Source organism: Streptomyces sp. NPDC048349 (assembly GCF_040651925.1).
Classification (GTDB): Bacteria; Actinomycetota; Actinomycetes; order Streptomycetales; family Streptomycetaceae; genus Streptomyces.
This window is the reverse complement of the sequence record NZ_JBEZLA010000009.1, coordinates 1-17298: the sequence shown is the minus strand read 5'-3', so window position 1 is coordinate 17298 and position 17298 is coordinate 1. Positions and strand designations below refer to the sequence as shown.

The 17298-nt window shown below is 74.0% G+C and carries 17 protein-coding genes; 5 read left to right on the top strand and 12 right to left on the bottom strand.

Annotation, left to right across the window (positions count from 1 at the left end; all coding sequences use genetic code 11):
- Nucleotides 1-7: 7 nt before the first annotated feature.
- Entirely contained in the window at nt 8-679 is a 672-nt protein-coding gene (locus tag AB0D44_RS07580; RefSeq protein ID WP_362585885.1) for a (2Fe-2S)-binding protein, read from the bottom strand.
- 5 nt (nt 680-684) lie between these two features.
- A complete protein-coding gene (locus AB0D44_RS07575; RefSeq protein WP_362585882.1) occupies nt 685-1941 on the bottom strand; it encodes an MFS transporter in 1257 nt (418 codons plus the stop codon).
- Nucleotides 1942-2643: 702 nt separating this feature from the next.
- Between AB0D44_RS07575 and AB0D44_RS07570 the strand changes: the two genes are divergently transcribed.
- Complete coding sequence (locus AB0D44_RS07570) at nt 2644-3330, top strand: GNAT family protein (protein WP_362585879.1); 687 nt, start codon at nt 2644-2646, stop codon at nt 3328-3330.
- 82 nt (nt 3331-3412) lie between these two features.
- Here AB0D44_RS07570 and AB0D44_RS07565 read toward each other — a convergent pair whose 3' ends face one another.
- Complete coding sequence (locus AB0D44_RS07565; protein ID WP_362585876.1) at nt 3413-4441, bottom strand: hypothetical protein; 1029 nt, start codon at nt 4439-4441, stop codon at nt 3413-3415.
- A gap of 250 nt (nt 4442-4691) precedes the next feature.
- Between AB0D44_RS07565 and AB0D44_RS07560 the strand changes: the two genes are divergently transcribed.
- The gene (locus AB0D44_RS07560; protein WP_362585874.1) at nt 4692-5960 is read left to right on the top strand and encodes an alpha/beta hydrolase-fold protein; all 1269 of its coding nucleotides are present in this window, start codon (nt 4692-4694) and stop codon (nt 5958-5960) included.
- Here AB0D44_RS07560 and AB0D44_RS07555 read toward each other — a convergent pair.
- Nucleotides 5938-7419, bottom strand: coding sequence for a carboxylesterase family protein (locus tag AB0D44_RS07555; RefSeq protein ID WP_362585871.1), 1482 nt, complete (start codon nt 7417-7419; stop codon nt 5938-5940). The genes AB0D44_RS07560 and AB0D44_RS07555 overlap by 23 nt on opposite strands.
- A 192-nt stretch (nt 7420-7611) precedes the next feature.
- Here AB0D44_RS07555 and AB0D44_RS07550 point away from each other — a divergent pair, with 192 nt between their 5' ends.
- Nucleotides 7612-7896 carry a chaplin gene (locus tag AB0D44_RS07550; protein WP_362585868.1) on the top strand — a complete coding sequence of 95 codons (285 nt, stop codon included), beginning with the start codon at nt 7612-7614 and terminating at the stop codon, nt 7894-7896.
- Nucleotides 7897-7974: 78 nt separating this feature from the next.
- Here the strand turns inward: AB0D44_RS07550 and AB0D44_RS07545 are convergent, their stop codons facing one another.
- The 6 genes from AB0D44_RS07545 to AB0D44_RS07520 all read right to left on the bottom strand — a co-directional run bounded on the left by AB0D44_RS07545 (nt 7975) and on the right by AB0D44_RS07520 (nt 13205).
- A complete protein-coding gene (locus AB0D44_RS07545) occupies nt 7975-8838 on the bottom strand; it encodes a tyrosinase family protein (RefSeq protein WP_362585865.1) in 864 nt (287 codons plus the stop codon).
- A 16-nt stretch (nt 8839-8854) separates the two neighbouring features.
- A complete protein-coding gene (locus tag AB0D44_RS07540) occupies nt 8855-9220 on the bottom strand; it encodes a tyrosinase family oxidase copper chaperone (RefSeq protein WP_362585862.1) in 366 nt (121 codons plus the stop codon).
- A 59-nt stretch (nt 9221-9279) separates the two neighbouring features.
- A complete protein-coding gene (locus AB0D44_RS07535) occupies nt 9280-9807 on the bottom strand; it encodes a GNAT family N-acetyltransferase (protein WP_362585859.1) in 528 nt (175 codons plus the stop codon).
- Nucleotides 9808-9922: 115 nt separating this feature from the next.
- On the bottom strand, nt 9923-11047 hold the full coding sequence (locus AB0D44_RS07530; protein ID WP_362585856.1) for an acyl-CoA dehydrogenase family protein: 1125 nt from the start codon (nt 11045-11047) through the stop codon (nt 9923-9925).
- On the bottom strand, nt 11044-12237 hold the full coding sequence (locus AB0D44_RS07525; RefSeq protein ID WP_362585853.1) for an acyl-CoA dehydrogenase family protein: 1194 nt from the start codon (nt 12235-12237) through the stop codon (nt 11044-11046). Before AB0D44_RS07525 ends, AB0D44_RS07530 begins: the two co-directional genes overlap by 4 nt.
- On the bottom strand, nt 12234-13205 hold the full coding sequence (locus AB0D44_RS07520) for an NADPH:quinone oxidoreductase family protein (protein ID WP_362585850.1): 972 nt from the start codon (nt 13203-13205) through the stop codon (nt 12234-12236). The genes AB0D44_RS07525 and AB0D44_RS07520 overlap by 4 nt, the downstream gene beginning before the upstream one ends.
- A gap of 197 nt (nt 13206-13402) precedes the next feature.
- Here AB0D44_RS07520 and AB0D44_RS07515 point away from each other — a divergent pair, with 197 nt between their 5' ends.
- Together AB0D44_RS07515 and AB0D44_RS07510 are read left to right on the top strand one after the other, a co-directional pair.
- Nucleotides 13403-14539: a hypothetical protein gene (locus AB0D44_RS07515; RefSeq protein ID WP_362585847.1), complete on the top strand. Its 1137-nt coding sequence runs from the start codon at nt 13403-13405 to the stop codon at nt 14537-14539.
- Nucleotides 14540-14588: 49 nt separating this feature from the next.
- Entirely contained in the window at nt 14589-15488 is a 900-nt protein-coding gene (locus AB0D44_RS07510; RefSeq protein ID WP_362585845.1) for an SDR family oxidoreductase, read from the top strand.
- 51 nt (nt 15489-15539) lie between these two features.
- On the opposite strand, the gene AB0D44_RS07505 is transcribed toward AB0D44_RS07510, so the two are convergent.
- Entirely contained in the window at nt 15540-16376 is an 837-nt protein-coding gene (locus AB0D44_RS07505) for an enoyl-CoA hydratase/isomerase family protein (protein WP_362585842.1), read from the bottom strand.
- A 53-nt stretch (nt 16377-16429) separates the two neighbouring features.
- The gene (locus AB0D44_RS07500; protein ID WP_362585839.1) at nt 16430-17194 is read right to left on the bottom strand and encodes a PIG-L family deacetylase; all 765 of its coding nucleotides are present in this window, start codon (nt 17192-17194) and stop codon (nt 16430-16432) included.
- Nucleotides 17195-17298: the final 104 nt, after the last annotated feature.

Sequence of the window (17298 nt, the reverse complement as noted above, 5' to 3'; positions counted from 1 at the left end):
CCGTTTTTCAGCGGGTCCGCAGCACGCAGTCCCCGCAGAAGCCGCCGCCGGGCACCCGGTAGTAGAGGCAGCAGCTGCGCCGTACGAAGGCCACCCCGAGCCCCTCCTCGTGGACGAAGGTGCCCGTCCCGGCGAGGGCCCCGCCCTCGGCGAGCAGGGCCGACGCCAGCTCCACGGCCCCGCCGGCCGGGACCCGGTCGACCAGCACGCGCAGGGCCCCGACCAGACCCGACGCGGTGTTGCCCCGCAGGACTTTGGGCGACACCCCGAACCGCTCCCGGACGGCCGCGTCGAGCAGCTCCAGGTGGCCGAGGACGTTCTCGCCGAGCTCCCCCGCCGCCAGCTCCCCCGGCTCGGGCAGCCACAGTTCCAGCGATCCCGCAGAGGGCAGCCGCCACCACACCCGGTCCGCCGCGAGGTCCGGCACCCGCCCGGCCAGTGCCGCGCAGCCCAGCCCGATCGACCAGAGCCGCGCGGCGATGCCGAACTGGGCGGTCGAGGCCGCCACCCGCCCCGGCCCGCTGCGGCCCCGCCGCCCCACCTCGGCGACGTAGGGCGCGAGCTGCTCCCCGTACAGCACGGTCAGCGGCCGGAAGCCGGGTCCGGGCGGCGGCTCCTTCCCGTACGCCACGGTGAAGAAGGGCCCCACGGCTTCCAGCCGCCTCAATACGTCGTCCACGCCGGTCACCGTATCCGCAGCCGGTCCTCGGACCGACGGCGGCGGTGCGGGTCGGCCGGACGGGGGACGGCCCCGGCCCACCGGACCGCCGGACCCATCCCGTACGAGGCGGCCAGCAGGACCGCGCCGAGCAGCAGCCACCCCGGGATCCCCCACCCCAGGAGCAGCCAGCTCAGCACCAGCGGACCGGCGGTCCTGGCCACCGGGACCCCGGTTCCGAAGAACCCCTGGTACTGGCCGGTCCGGTCCGCGGGGGCCAGCGCGAAGCCGATCTGCCAGGACCCGGCCGACTGCCGCATCTCGGCATCCGTCTGGAGCACCGCTGCCGTCACCAGCAGCGCGGCGGCCGCCCAGGCCGGGCCGGGCAGCGCGGAGAGCGCGAACACGGCGCAGGAGGCGGCCATGACCAGCCCCGACGCCCGCACCGCCCGCCGTGCGCCGTCCAGGCCGGTGACCGGCCGGGCCCAGCGCACCTGGAAGAGCATCACGGCGACCGTGTTCAGCACGAACAGCGCCGACACCAGCCAGTGCGGGGCACGGGTGCGCTCCACGATCCACAGCGGGACGGCCAGGCTGAGCAGCGGCATCCGCAGCAGCAGGATCGCGTTCAGCAGGGTGACCAGAGCGTACGGCCGGTCGCGGAGCACGGCCAGCCGGGGCTCCCCCGCCGCACGCCCGGTCACGGGTGCCACCGCCGGCAGCCGCAGCAGCAGGGCCGCGCAGAGCAGGAAGCCCAGCCCGTCCAGCACGAACACCGCCAGGTAGGCCCGCTCGGTGTCCGCGCTCAGGGCCAGCCCGCCGACCGCGGCCCCCAGGGCCAGCCCGCCGTTGAGCATGGACTGGAGGTGGGCCAGCACCCCGGTGCGCTGCTCCGGGGGGACCAGGCCCGCCAGCAGTGCCTGGCGGGAGGCCGCCAGCCCGCACTGGGCGGCGGCGTAGACGGTGACGGCGATCAGGAAGGCCGTGTAGGACCGGATGAAGAGGAAGGCGAAGACCGGCGCCGCGGTGGCCACCGCCAGCGCCGCCGAGGTGCCCCGGGGTCCCCGCCGGTCGGCGAGCGCGCCCAGCGGCACCCCGGCGACGGAGCCGACGGCCCAGGCGAGGGTCAGCCCGAGGCCGATCTGCGCGGGCGAGAGACCGACCACGCGGGTGAAGTAGAGCGCCGAACACACGTAGTAGGCGCCGTCCCCGACGGAATTGCTCAGCTGGGCGGCGGCCAGTCGGCGCGGAGCGCCGGGCGGAGGCAGGATCCGTATCGTCACCGGTCCCATTGGATCAGCCGGACGGCCCACTCCCGTGGGCCATTGGGGGCGCCTCGGACCGGTCCAATCACCTCCGGCTCACAGGCCTGCGAGGAACTCCGGCAGCGCCCGGTTGAGGGCCTCGGGCTGCTCCACGCCGGGCAGGTCCCCGGCCCGCTCGATGATGGCGAGTGCGGAGTTCGGCAGCAGCGCGTGCAGGGCCTCGGCCGCCGCGACGGGGGTGCATGCGTCGTCCGCGCCGACATGGCGATCCGCCCGCCCCGGGACACTTCGCCGACGACCGCCTGTTCGACGCCCGGGCGGGCGAGCAGGACGGCGAGCTCATCGGCGGGGTCATCGGCGAGATCGGCGAGCGGCGCTTGGCCCGGAGCACCGGGCTCTCTCCACATCCTCGCAGGTCAGGGGTGATCACCCGGTATCCGGCGGACGTCAGGGCGGCCGTCCGGGGGGCCCGCATGGTGCGGTTGAACGGATGTCCGTGGATCAGGATTACGGGCGCTGCGCCCCGGGGAGCGAAGTCGTCGAAAAAGACGTTCACGCCATTGCCAAATTGGGGGTTCATGAGAGGACTTCGAGGAGCTACATTGAGCCACTCGCGTTCACCTGACAGCTCGTTGCCTTTCACCCGTGTTTTGCACGGGGGGCGACGTCAGGGACGCAGACTGTGCAACCACCCCACCGCCCAGAAGGACCGAAGGCTCCGTGCCCGTACCCGTACTCCTCGCCGGCCGCACCGTGCGGCTCGAGCCCCTCGCACCCCACCACACCGAGGCCCTGGCCGTGGCCGGTGCCGAGGATCGTACGACTTACGCCTTCACCCCCGTACCCCACGGGGTGCAGGCGTCCCACGAGTACATCGACCGTGCCCTCGCCGATCAGGCGGCGGGTCGATCCCTCCCGTTCGCGGTGGTCAGAGCCACCGACGGCCGGGTGGTCGGTTCGACCCGGTTCCTGGAACTCGACTACTGGCAGGGGCCGCTGGTGTGGCCCGCCGTGCCCGGCGTCCCGTTCGGCGATCCGGCGACGGCGATCCCCGATGCCGCCGAGATCGGCAATACCTGGCTGTCCCCGGGCGCCCAGGGCACCGGCATCAACACCGAGGCGAAGCTGCTCATGCTCCGCCATGCCTTCGAGACCTGGGGTGTGCGGCGGATCTCGCTGCGGGCGGACGCCCGCAACGGCCGCTCGCGTGCCGCGATGGAACGCCTCGGCTTCACCTGCGAGGGGGTCCGCCGGGCCCATTCGCGGGGGCTGGACGGGGCGGTCCGCAGTACGGCCTTCTACTCGATCCTCGACGAGGAGTGGCCGGCCGTGCGGTCGATCATCGAGCTGAGGCTGTCGGCCGGTGCGCAGCGCAAGCGGCGCCGCCGCACGCTGATCCCCGCCTAGCCCGTCCGGCCCGCGTGGCGTAACGCTCCTGCGGCGGGCCTCCCCCGGCCTCGCGGCCCTCCCCCGTTCTCCCCCTCGGGATTCATCCGAGGAAGGCCGGGGCGAGGGCCGAGGCCATGAGCCGGACGGGGGCCCCGCTCCCGTCAGCCGCGACGGAGTGCAGGTCGGCTCCGAAGTCTCCCGGCAGGGCGTAGACGACCGTGTGCTCGTCGGTCCACACCACCTGGTCGTCCACGCTCCGCTCCTCGGCGAGCGGCACCTCCGCTCCGGAGGCCAGGTCCAGCACGTGCAGCCGCCACGGTGCCTCGGCGGGCAGGCCCGGCACCCGCTTCTTGAATGCCACCCGGGTCCCGTCGGGCGACAGGGAGGGGCATTCGACGTTCTCCCGGAGCGTGGTCACGGTCCGCGCCGCCAGGTCCCCGCGGACCAGGTGGGTGCGGCCCGCGGTGCCCAGCGTGGCGTAGAAGGTCCGCTCGTCGGCGGTGAAGGTGACTCCCCAGAAGTTCACGTCCGCGCTCCGGTAGGGCTTGCCGTCCTTGAGGACCGTGAAGTCCTCCAGCGAGGCCTCGAGCCTGCCGGTGCGCAGGTCGAGCACCGAGGTCCGCGTGGAGAAGTCGGTGCCCGCGTACGAGTCCCCGCCGACGAAGACCGTCCAGGCGGCGAGCCGGCCGCCTGGCGAGACCCGGGCGCGGGTGGGGATGCCGGTCAGCTCGTGCGCGGAGACCTCCTTCAGGCGGGCGTCGAGGACGACGGCCCGGTAGCGGTCCGGGCCACCGCCCTTGTCGGCCTGGAGGCAGATCCCGGTCCCCGCGGCGGCGTGGAAGCGCAGGCAGGACACGCCCGAGGCGGTCCGGTCCCCCTCCGGACCGGCGGCGGGGACGGTCGCGAGCTCGTCGCGGTGCGGGCCCCAGGCCATGTTCCGGAACACGATCCGCCGGTTCCCCCCGGCCGGGTCCAGCGAGACGGGGCCCCGGGTGACCTGGGGGCCGTCGGTCTGCACCCGGTTCTTCTCCTCGGCCCGTGAGGAGGCCCGCACGAGGGCCGTCACGGCCACGGCGGCGAGCAGGACGACGGCGGTGGCCAGGATCAGGATCCGGCGCTGGAGGGTCAAGGGGTGTTCTCCTCTCGCGGGGCGGGGGCACCCTACCTATTGGCATGTACATGAGCCAGACCCGTTCGGCGAACAGCCGGGGAACCCGACGCGCCCTTGCCGGGGGCGGGCAACGGCCTTCCCCAGAAAATCCCAAGAGAAGGAAAAATGCGGAACCCGGGCGTGCTTTCGTTCATCTTTCGAACGGAAGGATCAAGCCCGCCAGACCACCGCCCCCCTCGGGGCAGCACCAGCCGGAGAGCCACCGCACATGTCGTACGCACCCGAAGGGCAGCAGCCCCAGCCGCCGTACCGGCCGGAGGGGCAGAACCCGCAGCAGCCCTACGGCACCCCGTACGCACAGCAGCAGTACGGGCAGCAGCAGGGCGGCGGGCAGCAGCCTCCCTACGGACAGGAGCCGTACGAGTCCTACGGACAGGAGCCGTACGAGCCGTACGGGCAGGAGCCGGAGCCCCGGCGCAGGTCGAAGGTCCGGCGCTGGGTGATAGCCGGCGCCTGCGTCCTCGCGCTCGCGGGCACAGCGGCCGGCGTGATGCACCACTACGAGATACCCCCGTTCACCGACAAGGGCTCGGCCGTCTCCTTCGGGACCCCGCCCGCGGGCGGCGACGGCAAGAAGAGCGCGGCCCCCCAGCAGCCGGCGAACTCCAAGATGCTGATGCCCACCGGGCCCGCCGCCGAGTTCAAGAACTCGATGACCCTGCCCGACGGGACGCACGTGGCCGTCACCACCCTGGACGGCAAGAAGTCCGGCTTCAAGGGCAAGGTGTGGGTCTGGGCGCCCAAGGAGTACAACGACCCCAAGTTCGCCAAGAGCGGCTTCCCCGTCATGATCGCCCTGCCGGGCGGCGCCGGCTACCCGAGCAACTACTGGATGGGCACCGACCTGGGCCTCCAGACCAGCATCGCCAAGTGGTACTCCGAGGGGAAGAGCAAGCCCTTCATCCTGGCCATGCCGGTGCTCAACCCGGCCCCGGACGACAAGGGCGTCTACTGGGACGGCTCCGACATCCCCGACCAGCCGAAGATGGGCACGTGGCTGACCGAGGACGTGCCGGACCTGATGAAGGCGAACTTCCGGACCGTGAAGTCCCGTGACGGCTGGGCCTTCATGGGCTCCTCCACCGGCGGGTTCGCGGGGCTGAAGGCGGTGCTGAAGCACCCGGACAAGTTCAAGGCGGTGATCGCCTCGGGCCCGGACATCGTCCCGGACTCCTCCCTCTGGAAGGGCCACGACAAGGAGAAGGCCGAGAACAACCCGGAGGTGCTGGCGAAGCAGCTCATCGACCGCAAGGGTCCGGACGTCTACCTCGCCTTCCAGGTCGGCGACAGCGAGAACAACAAGAAGACGCTGCCGGACGTGCAGAAGTTCATCGCCACCTTCGGCAACAAGGGTCCCGTGCACACCGAGCTGAGGATCATCAAGGGCGGCCAGCACAACGCCAAGACCTACGTCCCGAACATGGGCGAGGGGCCGATCCAGTACATCAGCAAGGTCATGGAAGGACCCGTCGAGTAGGTCCGGGCGCCTCCACCGCCCCCACCGCGTCCTTCCCGTCCTTCTCCTGCGGCCCGCCGAACACCTTCGGCGGGCCGGAGCCGTTCCAGGGAGCCCAGCCCGGCTCGCCGCTCACCGCGAAGCGCACCCAGGCCGCGTGCATCTCGTCGGCCAGCGCCTGCGGAGCGTCCGGGCCGGCCAGCCGGGCCGCCTCCGGCGCGTGCAGCGTGTCGAACACGAAGCCCAGCTCCAGGGCGTGACAGGCGCCGAGCCCCGGGACGCCGGAGCGCCACGCGAACTCGTACAGGAAGCTCGGCGCCCCCCGCCGCGCCCCGGCGAGCCGCCGCAGCGGGTCGCGCAGCAGTACGTCGGTCAGCAGCTGCCCCGCGAGGTCGGCGGGGCCGGCGCCGGGCAGGGCGGCGCGCAGCGCCCGTACGGCGGACCGGTCCTTGCCGCTGCGCCGGCGGGCCAGCGCCACGGCGAGCGGGCCCATCCGGTCCAGCACCCGCATCGTGCCCGTCGGGGCCAGCCAGAGCCGGTACTCCTCGGCGGTCCAGCCCAGCAGGAGCGGAACGCCGGTGGCCCGGGCGCCGTCGAGCGGATCCCCGGGCAGCGTGTCCGGGTCGCTCACCAGGCCGAAGGCGGGACCGCCGGCGAGCGGGCTCGAGCGGCGCAGTACGGCGGCCTGGGCGGCGAGCAGGGTGGGCAGGGCGGTGGCGCCGAAGGCCTCCGCGGTGGCGTCGGTCTTCAGCAGCGAGGCCATCCGCCGGACCACGGCGCGGACCCGGTCGCGGCGCAGCACCTCGGGGGCGCCGCTCTGCAGGGCCGCCCGGGCGAAGAGTCCGGCGGCCCGCGGGGCGGCGAGCAGGGCGCCGATGCTGATGGCGCCGGCGGACTCGCCGAAGACGGTGACGCGGGCGGGGTCGCCGCCGAAGGCCGCGATGTTGTCCCGGACCCACTCCAGGGCGGCGATCTGGTCCCGCAGTCCCCGGTTGGCGGGCGCGTCGGGAAAGAGCCCGTAGCCGAGGACGCCGAGGCGGTAGTTGAGGGAGACGAGCACGACCCCGTCGCGGGCGAAGGCGGAGCCGTCGTAGACGGGGACGGCCGAGGAGCCGCGGGTCAGCGCCCCGCCGTGGATCCACACCATGACCGGCAGCCGGGCGCCGGGCGCCGGGTCGGGCGTCCACACGTTGACGTTGAGGCAGTCCTCCCCGGGGATCTCCGGATCGGCGAGCAGGGCGGCGAACGTGGGCGGGTAGGGCACCTTCGGCGCGGTCGGACCGAAGGCTCCGGCGTCGCGGACACCGTCCCAGGGCTCGGGGGGTGCGGGCGCCGCGAACCGCAGCGCGCCGACGGGCGGGGCGGCGTAGGGGATGCCGCGGAAGACCGCGGTGCCGTCCGGCGTCGTCCGCCCCTCGACCACGCCGTACGCGGTCCTGGCCCGCGGCCGGGCACCCGCGTCGCCGCCCGCAGTGCTCATCTGGTCCTCCCGGTCCGCCCCGCGCACGCGCGCGGTGCGCGCACGGTCGCACAGCGGCCCCACGCCTGACAAGCCGTGACCCCGACCTCACCAAGTAGGCCCAGCGGCCGTGACCCGCCGCGCCTCCCAGCGTTGTACGCCATGTCAAACGCTGCACATGGTGCGGCGCCCCATTCTCATGAGGAGATCTTGATGTCGCGTATCGCGAAGGCATTCGCCGTCACCGCTGTCGCCGGTAGCGCCGTGGCCGCCGGAGCGGGTCTGGCCGTCGCCGATGCCGGAGCGCACGGTGCGGCGGTCGGCTCCCCCGGTGTCCTGTCGGGCAACCTGGTCCAGGTTCCGGTGCACGTCCCGGTCAACGTCTGCGGCAACACCGTGAACGTGATCGCCCTGCTGAACCCCGCGTTCGGCAACACCTGCGTCAACGCGTCGGGCGGCGGCAGCGACCACCACACCGAGGGCGGCTACGGCCACTGATCGCCTGACCGGCTGATCGGCTGATCCGAAGGGGCCCCCGCCGTACGGCGGGGGCCCCACCCGTGTGCCCGCCCGCCGCTATTCGTAGCGGTAGAGGCCCTGGTGGCTGAGCATCTGGCGCGGGGTGACGTCCCACGGCGGCATCGGCTCGTCGAGAGCGATCACCCGGCCGCGCTGGAGGTCGCCGAGGCGCAGGGGTGCGGCGGGCAGATAGCCGGAAGCCGGGTGCTTCTGCTGCCAGCGGGTCCAGATCAGGTCCACGAAGGCGTGGTGCAGCCAGAAGGCCGGGTCGTTGGGTGCGGTGCCGCCCGTCATGTGGCCGCCGATCCACTGGTGGACCTTGTTGTGGTTGCGCCAGCGCTCGCTCTTGGGGGCGGCCCAGCCCTCCAGCTTGTTGCGGAAGCCGCCGGCGGTGGCGGTGGAGTCCCAGGGCGAGACGTCGTAGACCGGGTCGTCGATGGCCCACTGCAGTTCGGCGGGAGTGGGCAGGGCGATCGGGTTCTGCGGCCGGCCGAGGTTGCGGGTGAGGAAGCGGGCTTCCGTGATGCCCACGGTCACCGTCCAGTTGCCCTTGTCGTAGGCGAAGGGTCCGGTCATGACCTGCCGGTCCGAGGCGCGGCCGGTGCCGCCGAGGAAGTCGTCGGCCCAGAGGGAGGAAACCGGGCTGGTATCGGTGGTCCAGTCCCAGTACGGGATGGAGACGCCCGGGTCGACGGTCCGCAGCTGCCTCTCGAACTCCAGCAGGTAGTACCGGTGCCACGGGAAGAAGGACGGGGACATGTGCCCCACGCGGAGCTTGCGGTCGCGGTCGGGCACGAAGTACTTGCCGTGGGTGCGCACGAAGGAGTCGTAGACGCCGTTGCGCTTGAGCTCCAGCACGGCCGCCGTGAACCGCTTCTTCTGGGCGCTGGTCAGGTTCTTCTGGTTCTGCCGGACGTACAACGCGGGGCTCCTTCCGTCAGCCGTGGTGGGGGGCGGACGCCAACGCCAGCCGGGCCGTGCCCAGTTCGTCGACGGCCGCACGGGCCAGTTCCAGCGGTGTCCCGTAGGACTGGAAGTGGTTGACCTCGCTCAGGTAACTGCCGTCGGCGCGGCGCATGACGTGCAGGGGGCGCCCGTCGATGCGGATCCCGGCCCGGTCCACGGCGATGTGCCGGCCCCGGTACGTCTCCTCCGCGAGCGGGGCCGGGGTGAGCGTCTGCCGGGGGCGGCGGGCCCGCAGGACGGGGGCCAGCGCCGCCGCGGTGCCGGCGAGCACGGCCGCGGTGAAGGCGGTGCGCAGAAGGGCACGGCGGGTGGGAAGTGCGGCTGGTGCTGCGGACATTCGGTCTCCCTCGCTCGGTGGCCGGCGGCTACGGGTCTAACGCCGCGCGGCGGGCGAGGTCACCCCTTGGGGTGCTTGTAGAAGAGGGTCGTGGGGTGCAGTCGGCCGTCGGGGTCCGTGGCGTAGTCGGGGATGGTGCCCGCCTCGGTCCAGCCCGCGGACCGGTAGACGCGCTCGGCGCCGCTGCCGGTCTCGGTATCCAGGAACAGCAGCACCACCCCGGCCGCGGCGGCCGCCGCCTCGGCCTCGGCGAGCAGGGCGCGGGCGGTGCCGCGGCCGCGGGCCGCCGGATGGACCATGAGCTTGCGCAGCTCGGCGCGGTGGCGGCCGTTGGGCTTGGACTCCCGGTACCAGCTGACGGTGCCGTCGACGCGGCCGTCGTCCGTACGGGACACCCACAGGGCGAGCGAGCCGTCCTCGACGGCCGGCAGCAGGGAGTCCCACCAGGCGGCGGCGCTCTCGCGGTCGAGGCCGGCGAGGAAGCCGAGCGAGGCGCCGCCGTCGACCACGTCGAGGAGCAGGGCGGCGAGCTGGTCGCGCTCCGCGCGCAGCGCGGAGGCGGAGAGCCGGGTGATGTGTGCCGTCATCCGGCCAGGATAGGGATCGGGCCGCCACGCGCCGGCCCGTCCGCCCGTCCGTCCGCCCGCCCGTGGACCCGTCCGCCGGCGGATCCGTGCGTCCCCACCCCGGCCCGGGCGCCCCCTACGGTGCCGGGAGTTCCGCGAAGTCGGCGACCAGGCCCCGGTGGTGGCCGGCCGTGCCCAGGGCCAGGGAGTCGGCCTTGGCCCGCTTGAGGTAGAGGTGGGCGGGGTGCTCCCAGGTCATGCCGATGCCGCCGTGCAGCTGGACGCACTCCTCGGCGGCCCGGACGGCCACGCCCGAGCAGTAGGCCTGGGCGACGGCCACCGTGAGCGGTGCGTCGGGGGACCCGGTGGCCAGGGCATCGGCGGCGGCCCGGGCCGCCGCCCGGGCGGAGGCCACGTCGAGCCAGCGGCGCGCGAGGCGGTGCTTGAGGGCCTGGAAGGAGCCGACGGGCCGGTTGAACTGGTGGCGGACCCGCAGGTACCCGACGGTCTGGGTCAGGCACCATTCGGCGATCCCCAGCTGTTCGGAGGCGAGCAGCCCGGCCCCGGAGAGCAGGGCCCCCGCGACGGCAGCCCGCGCCGTGGCGGGGTCGGCGAGCCGGGTGCCCGCGGCGGCGTCGAGGGTGACCGTGGCGAGCGGCCGGGTCAGGTCGAGCGGGATCTGCGGGGTGAGCCCGGCCGAGGCGGCGGGCACGGCGTGGAGCCCGGTGTCGGCGAGCACCAGCAGCACGTCGGCGGCCACCGCGTCCGCGACGGAGGTGACCGTGCCGGTCAGGGTCCCGCCGCCGGAGTCGCGGACGGCGGCCGGCAGCGGGGCGCCGGGGGCCAGGGTCAGCGGCACGGCCGGTACGCACACCTGCCGCCCCGAGGCCAGCTCCCGCAGCAGCGGGACGGCCTCCTCGGTGTCGCAGCCGAGCAGGATCTCGGTGGCGAGCACCGAGCTCGTCAGGTAGGGGGCGGGCGCAACGGCCCGGCCCAGTTCCTCCAGGACCACGGCCGCCTCGCGGTGGCCGGCGCCCTGGCCGCCGAGTTTCTCCGGGACGAGCAGCCCGGCAGCGCCGATCCCGGTGGCGAGGGCGCTCCACACGGCGGGGTCGTGGGGGCGGTCGGTTTCGATCCGGGCGAGGACGGCCGCCGGTGCGAGGCGGGCCTCGAGGAGGGAGCGCACGGCGGCGCGCAGTTCCTCCTCCGCCTCGGAGTACAGCAGGTCGGCCGAGGTGGTCGCGGTCGTCGGTGTGGTCATCGGGCCAGGTCCTTCCAGGCGAGGTCCTTGTCGTCGCGCGGCTCGGACGGCAGGCCCAGCACGCGTTCGGCGACGATGTTGAGGAGGACTTCGCTGGTGCCGCCCTCGATGCTGTTGCCCTTGGCCCGCAGGTAGCGGTAGCCGGCGTCGCGGCCGGTGAAGTCGACCAGTTCGGGACGGCGCATGGTCCAGTCCTCGTACGACAGGCCCTCCTCCGCGAGGAGTTCCACCTCCAGGCCGCTGATCTCCTGGTTGAGGCGGGCGAAGGTGAGCTTCATCCCGGATCCCTCGGGGCCGGGCTGGCCGACGGCGAGCTGCTGGCGCAGCCGTTCACCGGTGAGCCGGGCGACCTCGGCCTCCACCCACAGCTCCAGCAGCCGCTGGTGCAGGGCGTGGGTGCGCAAGGCGGGCCGTTCGCGCCAGGCGGCGGCGACCGGCGCGATCATGCCGCCCTCGCGCGGAATGCGCATGCCGCCGATGGAGACGCGCTCGTTCATCAGAGTGGTGCGGGCCACCGCCCAGCCGTCGCCGACGGCGCCGAGCCGGTGGGCGTCGGGGATGCGCACCCCGGTGAGGAAGACCTCGTTGAACTCGGCCTCGCCGGTGATCTGGCGCAGCGGCCGGACTTCCACGCCGGGGGCGTGCATGTCGCACAGGAAATAGGTGATGCCGCGGTGCTTGGGCTGGGACGGGTCGGTGCGGGCGATGAGGATGGCCCAGCGGGCGGTGTGGGCGCTGGAGGTCCACACCTTCTGCCCGTCGACCACCCACTCGCCGGACTCCTCGTCGAGCACGGCGCGGGTGCCGAGCGCGGCGAGGTCGGAGCCGGCGCCGGGCTCGCTGAAGAGCTGGCACCAGACCTCCTCGCCGGTCCACAGGGGGCGCAGGAAGCGGCGCTTTTGCTCCTCGGTTCCGTAGGCGAGGATCGTGGGCGCGGCCATGCCGAGGCCGATGCCGATCCGGCGCGGGTCGTTGTCGGGGGCTCCCGCGGCCTCCAGTTCGGCGTCGACGACGGCCTGCAGGGGGCGGGGGGCGCCGAGGCCGCCGAGGCCCTCGGGGTAGTGGACCCAGGCCAGTCCGGCGTCGAAGCGGGCGCGCAGGAAGTCCGTACGGGAGGTGGCAGCGGGCGGGTGGGCGGCGAGCAGGTCCCGTACGCGGGTGAGCAGCTGCGCGGCGGTGGCGGCGGTCATCGGGAGGCACCTCCGGGCATGGTCAGGACCAGCCGGCCGGTGGTGGCGCCGTCGGCGAGGCGCTGCACGGCGTCGGCGACGTCCGGGAGCGCGAGGGTTTCGCTGACCAGGGGCCTGACGGCGCCCTCGGCAGCGAGGCGGGTGAGTTCGGTGTGGCAGGCGGCGATCGCGGCCGGGTCCTTGGCGGCGTAGAGCCCCCAGTGCAGGCCGAGGATCGAGTAGTTCTTGACGAGGGCGTGGTTGAGGGCGGGGGCGGGGACGGTGCCGCTCGCGAAGCCGACGATGACGATCCGGCCCTCGAAGGCCACGCATTTGGCGGAGGCGGTGTAGGAGGCACCGCCGACCGGGTCGTACACGACGTCGGCTCCGCGTCCGCCGGTGAACTCCTTCACCCGGGCGACGAGGTCCTCCGCCGTGCGGTCGATCACCAGGTCGCAGCCGAGTTCCTCGGCGGTGCGCGCCTTGGCCTTGCCGCCGACGACCCCGATCACGGTGGCGCCGGCCGCCTTGCCGAGCTGGACGGCGGCGCTGCCGACCCCGCCGGCGGCGGCGTGCACGAGCAGGGTCTCGCCCGCCTGGAGGCGGGCCCGGCGGTGCAGGCCGAACCAGCCGGTCTGGTAGCCGATGTGCAGGGCCGCGGCCTGGGCGTCGTCGAGGCTCTCGGGGGCCGGGAGCAGGGCGCGTTCGGGCGCGACCACGTACTCGGCGAAGCCGCCGTGGGGCAGGCTCGGATTGGCGATGACGCGGCGGCCGTCCTCGGTGAGGCCGCAGATCTCGACGCCGGGGGTGAAGGGCAGCGGCGGGCGGATCTGGTACTGGCCGCGGACGAGGAGCGCATCGGGGAAGTTGAGGTTCGCCGCGAGCACCTTCAGCCTCACCTCGCCCTCGCCCGGCACGGGTTCGGGGACCTCCTCGAGGCGCATGGCCTCTCGGGGTTCTCCCAGGGTGTGTACTCGCCATGCCTGCATCCGGGGCCTCCAGCCGCCGTCGAGGAACCACGCTCCGCGGCATACTAAGCGGTCGCTTGCCCATCTGGGAACCACGGGGACACGCGAGGACGGAGCCGGGGCTTCCGTAGATCCCCCGCTTACCATCAACGGGCAGTTGTCCTAGGGCATATGACACGATCTTCGGGGGGAACCGTCCCGTGAACACCGCACGCCGTATGAGAGGTACCACGTCCGCCGCCGCGGCCGCCGCCGTCCTCGCCGGGCTGATCACCGCCGCCGGACCGGCCGCGGCGGCCGAGCCGGCGTGCGCGCCGGGCATCACCGTCCTGCCCTCGCTGACCGGCGGCCCCGCGGGGTCGGTCCGCGGCTTCGGCGCGGACGGCCTGGCGGTCGGCTCCAGTGCCGGACTGCCCGCGTACTGGACCGCGGACCGCCAGGTCCACGCGGTGCCGATGCCGGAGGGCTACCAGGAGGGCACGGTCACCGCGGTGAACAGCAAGGGCCTGATGGTGGGCACCGTCCGCAGCACCACGCAGGGCTACCCCGGGGCCGCCTTCACCTACCAGCTCGGGGCAGGCTCGGTCCAGCTGATCACCGCCACCTCCGCGCGCTCGGGCGGGGCGGACGTCAACGACGCGGGCCACGTCGTCGCCGTGGACGACGGCGTCGCCAAGGAGTGGGTGAACGGCACGGTGGTGCGCGAGCTGCCGGTCCCCGCCGACGCGCACCCGAGCACCGTCATCAGCTCGGTGAGCGGCATCAACAAGCGCGGCGACGTCCTCGGCACCGCGTACACGAACTACTGGGACCAGGACAACGACCAGATCGTCAGCACGACCTTCCCCGTGGTCTGGCCCGCCGGTGACTACCCCACCGCCAGCCTCCGGGTGTGGAACGAGGGCGACTGGACCATCGGCACCCACGCGACCGGCATCGACGACAAGGGGCGGGTCGTCGGCTACGAGAAGCTGAGCCACCGGGACTGGCAGGAGCGCAAGCCGGCCGCCTGGAAGCGGCCGTACGACGCCCTGCCGGCCAGTCCCGGCCCGGTCGCCGGATACGAGCACCTCACGCTCGACGCCATCAGCCCGAACACGAACGCGACGGTCGGCACGGCCATGACCTTCGTCGAGGGGTACGCCAACCGCGTCCGGGCCGCGTACTGGCCGGGGACGGGCCCGGCGAAGGCGCTCCCCCACCCCGCGGGCGCCACCCAGGACGCGCGCAGCGAGGCCTTCGCGGTCTCGGACGACGACCGGGTGGGCGGCAGCTACTGGGGCTGGGACGGGGTCGGGTCGGGGGCCGTGGTCTGGTCCTGCGCGAGCAAGCAGGCGTACGTCCCGCAGAGTTGATCCCGTCCGGGGCATGGTGATCTCGGCGCCCGCGCGCTATCGATGCCCCATGACGGACGACATCCGGCGCGGCCTTCCCGCGCCACCCCCGCTCGGCGCCGCCGCCCTGCCTCCCGGTACGTACGCGGGGCAGGTGGTCCTCGTGACCGGCGGCGGCACCGGGCTGGGCAAGGCCATCGCCGCCGAGTTCGCCCGGCTCGGCGCCGATCTGGTGATCGCGAGCCGCCGGGCCGATCAGCTCGAGGCCGCGCGGGAGGAGCTGGCTGCGGTCCCCGGCGCGGGCCGGGTGACGGCCGCCGTGTGCGACATACGGGACCCCGAGCGGGTCGCGGAGGTCTTCGACGCGGCCCGGGCCGCCTCCGGGCTGCCGGACGTGCTGGTCAACAACGCGGCCGCGAACTTCCCCTCCCCCGCCGAGGACCTTTCGCCGAACGCCTGGCGGGCGGTGGTCGACATCACCCTGACCGGCACCTGGTTCGTGACCCGGGAGTTCGGCCGCCGCCACCTCGCCGCGGGCACGCCCGGATCGATCGTGAACATCGGTGCCTCGTACGCCTGGACGGGCGGTCCGGGATTCGCGCACAGCGCTGCCGCCAAGGCGGGGGTGAAGAACCTGGTGGAGACCCTCGCCGTCGAGTGGGGGCCGTACGGCATCCAGATCAACGGCCTCGTGCCGGGGCTGTTCCCGCACGCCGACATGACCGGGGACATCCGGGACGGCCTGGACCGCGCGGCGCCCGACGCCAAGGACGGGCGGCAGCCCGCGCTGCGGGTGGGCGCGCCCCGGGAACTGGGCTGGGCCGCGACCTTCCTGGCCTCGCCCTACGCGCGGTTCGTCACGGGCCACACCCTGGTGGTGGACGGGGCGAACTGGCAGCGCCGGGCCCTGGTGAACCCCGAGGTCGTGCCGGTGCGCGAGCAGCTGGGGCGCGGGCCCTTCGGCGGGTGAGCGGGGGACCGGGCGACGGCGGCCCGACCCGCAGGATCCGAAAGGGACGGATCACGTCCCCGTGAAGCGCGGGGGGCGGCGGGCGGCCCGGGCGCCGTAGCCCTCGCGGCAGTCGTCCGAGGTGAGGGTGAGGGCGGCCGTCAGGGCGACGCGGTCGAGGGCCGCCGGCAGGGCGGCGTCCGCGTAGGCGTCGATCGCCCGCTTGATGCCCTGGACCGCGAGGGGGGCGTTCGCGGCGATCTCCGCCGCCAGGTCCCGGGCCGTGGCCTCCAGCTCCTCGCCGGGCACGACCAGTTGGACGAGGTTCAGGCGCCCGGCGGTCGCCGCGTCGATGCGGCGGCCCGTCAGGGCCAGGTACTTGGCCCAGCCCGCGCCCGCCTCCCGGGCGATGCGGAGGTCACCCCCGGCGTCCACGGCCACGCCCAGCCGGGCCTCCGGCAGGGCGAAGACGGCGTCCTCGGCCGCCACCCGGATGTCGGCCATCAGGGCCAGCTCGAACCCGAAGCCGAGGCAGTAGCCCTGGACGGCGGCCACCACCGGCTGCGGGAGGCGGGCCAGGACCGCGAAGCGCTCGTGGACCCAGCGGATGCCCTCGTAGTAGTTGCGGGTCCGCTCGGCGGCCGAACCGCCGGTGATCGCGCCACCCGGAGCGGTCACGTCGATGCCCGCGCAGAAGGCCCGGCCCTCGGCCCGCAGCAGTACCGCGCGGACCGAGGGGTCGAAGCGGATCCGGTCCGCCAGCAGCCCCAGCTGGCGGGTGGATTCCCAGCTCCAGCCGTTGAGCGTGTCGGGGCGGCACAGGGTGAGGACCGCGAGCCCGTCGCCGGCGCTCTCCAGCCGGATCCGCTCCTCCCCCTCCGCGATCTCCGTGGTGACGGTGTCGATCACGCCGGCTCCCCCCGCAAAATGTCTGACGGATCGTCAGACTAGGGGGTGCCCGGTCAGCGGGGGAAGACCTCGAACGGGACCGCCGGGCGGCCGTCGAACCGGGCCGCCGCCTGCTGCACGTTGCCGGTGAGGAAGGCGCGGACGTACTCCGCGGGGTCCTGGTCGGTGAGCACCTCGATGTACGCCTTGTGCTCCAGCAGGGAGGCGATCGCGCGCTCGAGGCCCGGACCGGCGTCGGCCGCGTGCGTCGGCGTGGTGGAGCCGGCCACCGCGACCCAGCGCACCCCGTTCCACGGCTCCAGGCCTTGCTCGGTGAGGAGTTCGGGGAAGATCCACCGGTTCCCGGCGTCCCCGGCCGCGTCCAGGGTGGCCCGGCCGACGGCCTTGTGGTCGGGGGTGTTCCAGTACCCCCCGCCCTGTGCGCCGCCCCAGGTGTCACGGTGGTTGAGCGTGAGCACCAGCTCGGGGCGGTGGCGGCGGATGGCCGCCGCGATGTCCCGGCGCAGGCCGAGGCCGTACTCGACGACACCGTCGCGGTAGTCGAGGAACTCCACCTCGGACACGCCGACGACGGCCGCACTCGCCCGCTGCTCCGCCTCGCGCAGCGGGCCGCAGTCCTCGGGGGCCAGGGTGTCGATGCCCGCCTCGCCGCGGGTGGCGAGCAGGTAGACGACCTCGCGGCCCCCGTCGGTCCAGTCCGCGATCGCGGCCGCGCAGCCGTACTCCAGGTCGTCCGGGTGGGCGACGACGGCGAGGGCGCGCTGCCAGTCGGTGGGCATCGGCTGCAAGGGGGCGGGCTGATCACGCAGTTCGGTCATGCTCCGCACCCTAGGGGGTGTCTGACGGAGGTCCGTGGTGAAGGAGCGGTGTCCGGTGCGTGCTCTCGGCGTGCCGGCCGGATGCCCCCGTACTGGACGTACTT

Coding starts and splice junctions, on each gene's coding strand:
- AB0D44_RS07535 (WP_362585859.1), bottom strand. CDS start 9,807: ATGACGGCACACATCACCCGGCTCTCCGCCTCCGCGCTGCGCGCGGAG.
- AB0D44_RS07515 (WP_362585847.1), top strand. CDS start 13,403: ATGAGAGGTACCACGTCCGCCGCCGCGGCCGCCGCCGTCCTCGCCGGG.
- AB0D44_RS07540 (WP_362585862.1), bottom strand. CDS start 9,220: ATGTCCGCAGCACCAGCCGCACTTCCCACCCGCCGTGCCCTTCTGCGC.
- AB0D44_RS07555 (WP_362585871.1), bottom strand. CDS start 7,419: ATGAGCACTGCGGGCGGCGACGCGGGTGCCCGGCCGCGGGCCAGGACC.
- AB0D44_RS07525 (WP_362585853.1), bottom strand. CDS start 12,237: ATGACCGCCGCCACCGCCGCGCAGCTGCTCACCCGCGTACGGGACCTG.
- AB0D44_RS07550 (WP_362585868.1), top strand. CDS start 7,612: ATGTCGCGTATCGCGAAGGCATTCGCCGTCACCGCTGTCGCCGGTAGC.
- AB0D44_RS07500 (WP_362585839.1), bottom strand. CDS start 17,194: ATGACCGAACTGCGTGATCAGCCCGCCCCCTTGCAGCCGATGCCCACC.
- AB0D44_RS07510 (WP_362585845.1), top strand. CDS start 14,589: ATGACGGACGACATCCGGCGCGGCCTTCCCGCGCCACCCCCGCTCGGC.
- AB0D44_RS07560 (WP_362585874.1), top strand. CDS start 4,692: ATGTCGTACGCACCCGAAGGGCAGCAGCCCCAGCCGCCGTACCGGCCG.
- AB0D44_RS07520 (WP_362585850.1), bottom strand. CDS start 13,205: ATGCAGGCATGGCGAGTACACACCCTGGGAGAACCCCGAGAGGCCATG.
- AB0D44_RS07530 (WP_362585856.1), bottom strand. CDS start 11,047: ATGACCACACCGACGACCGCGACCACCTCGGCCGACCTGCTGTACTCC.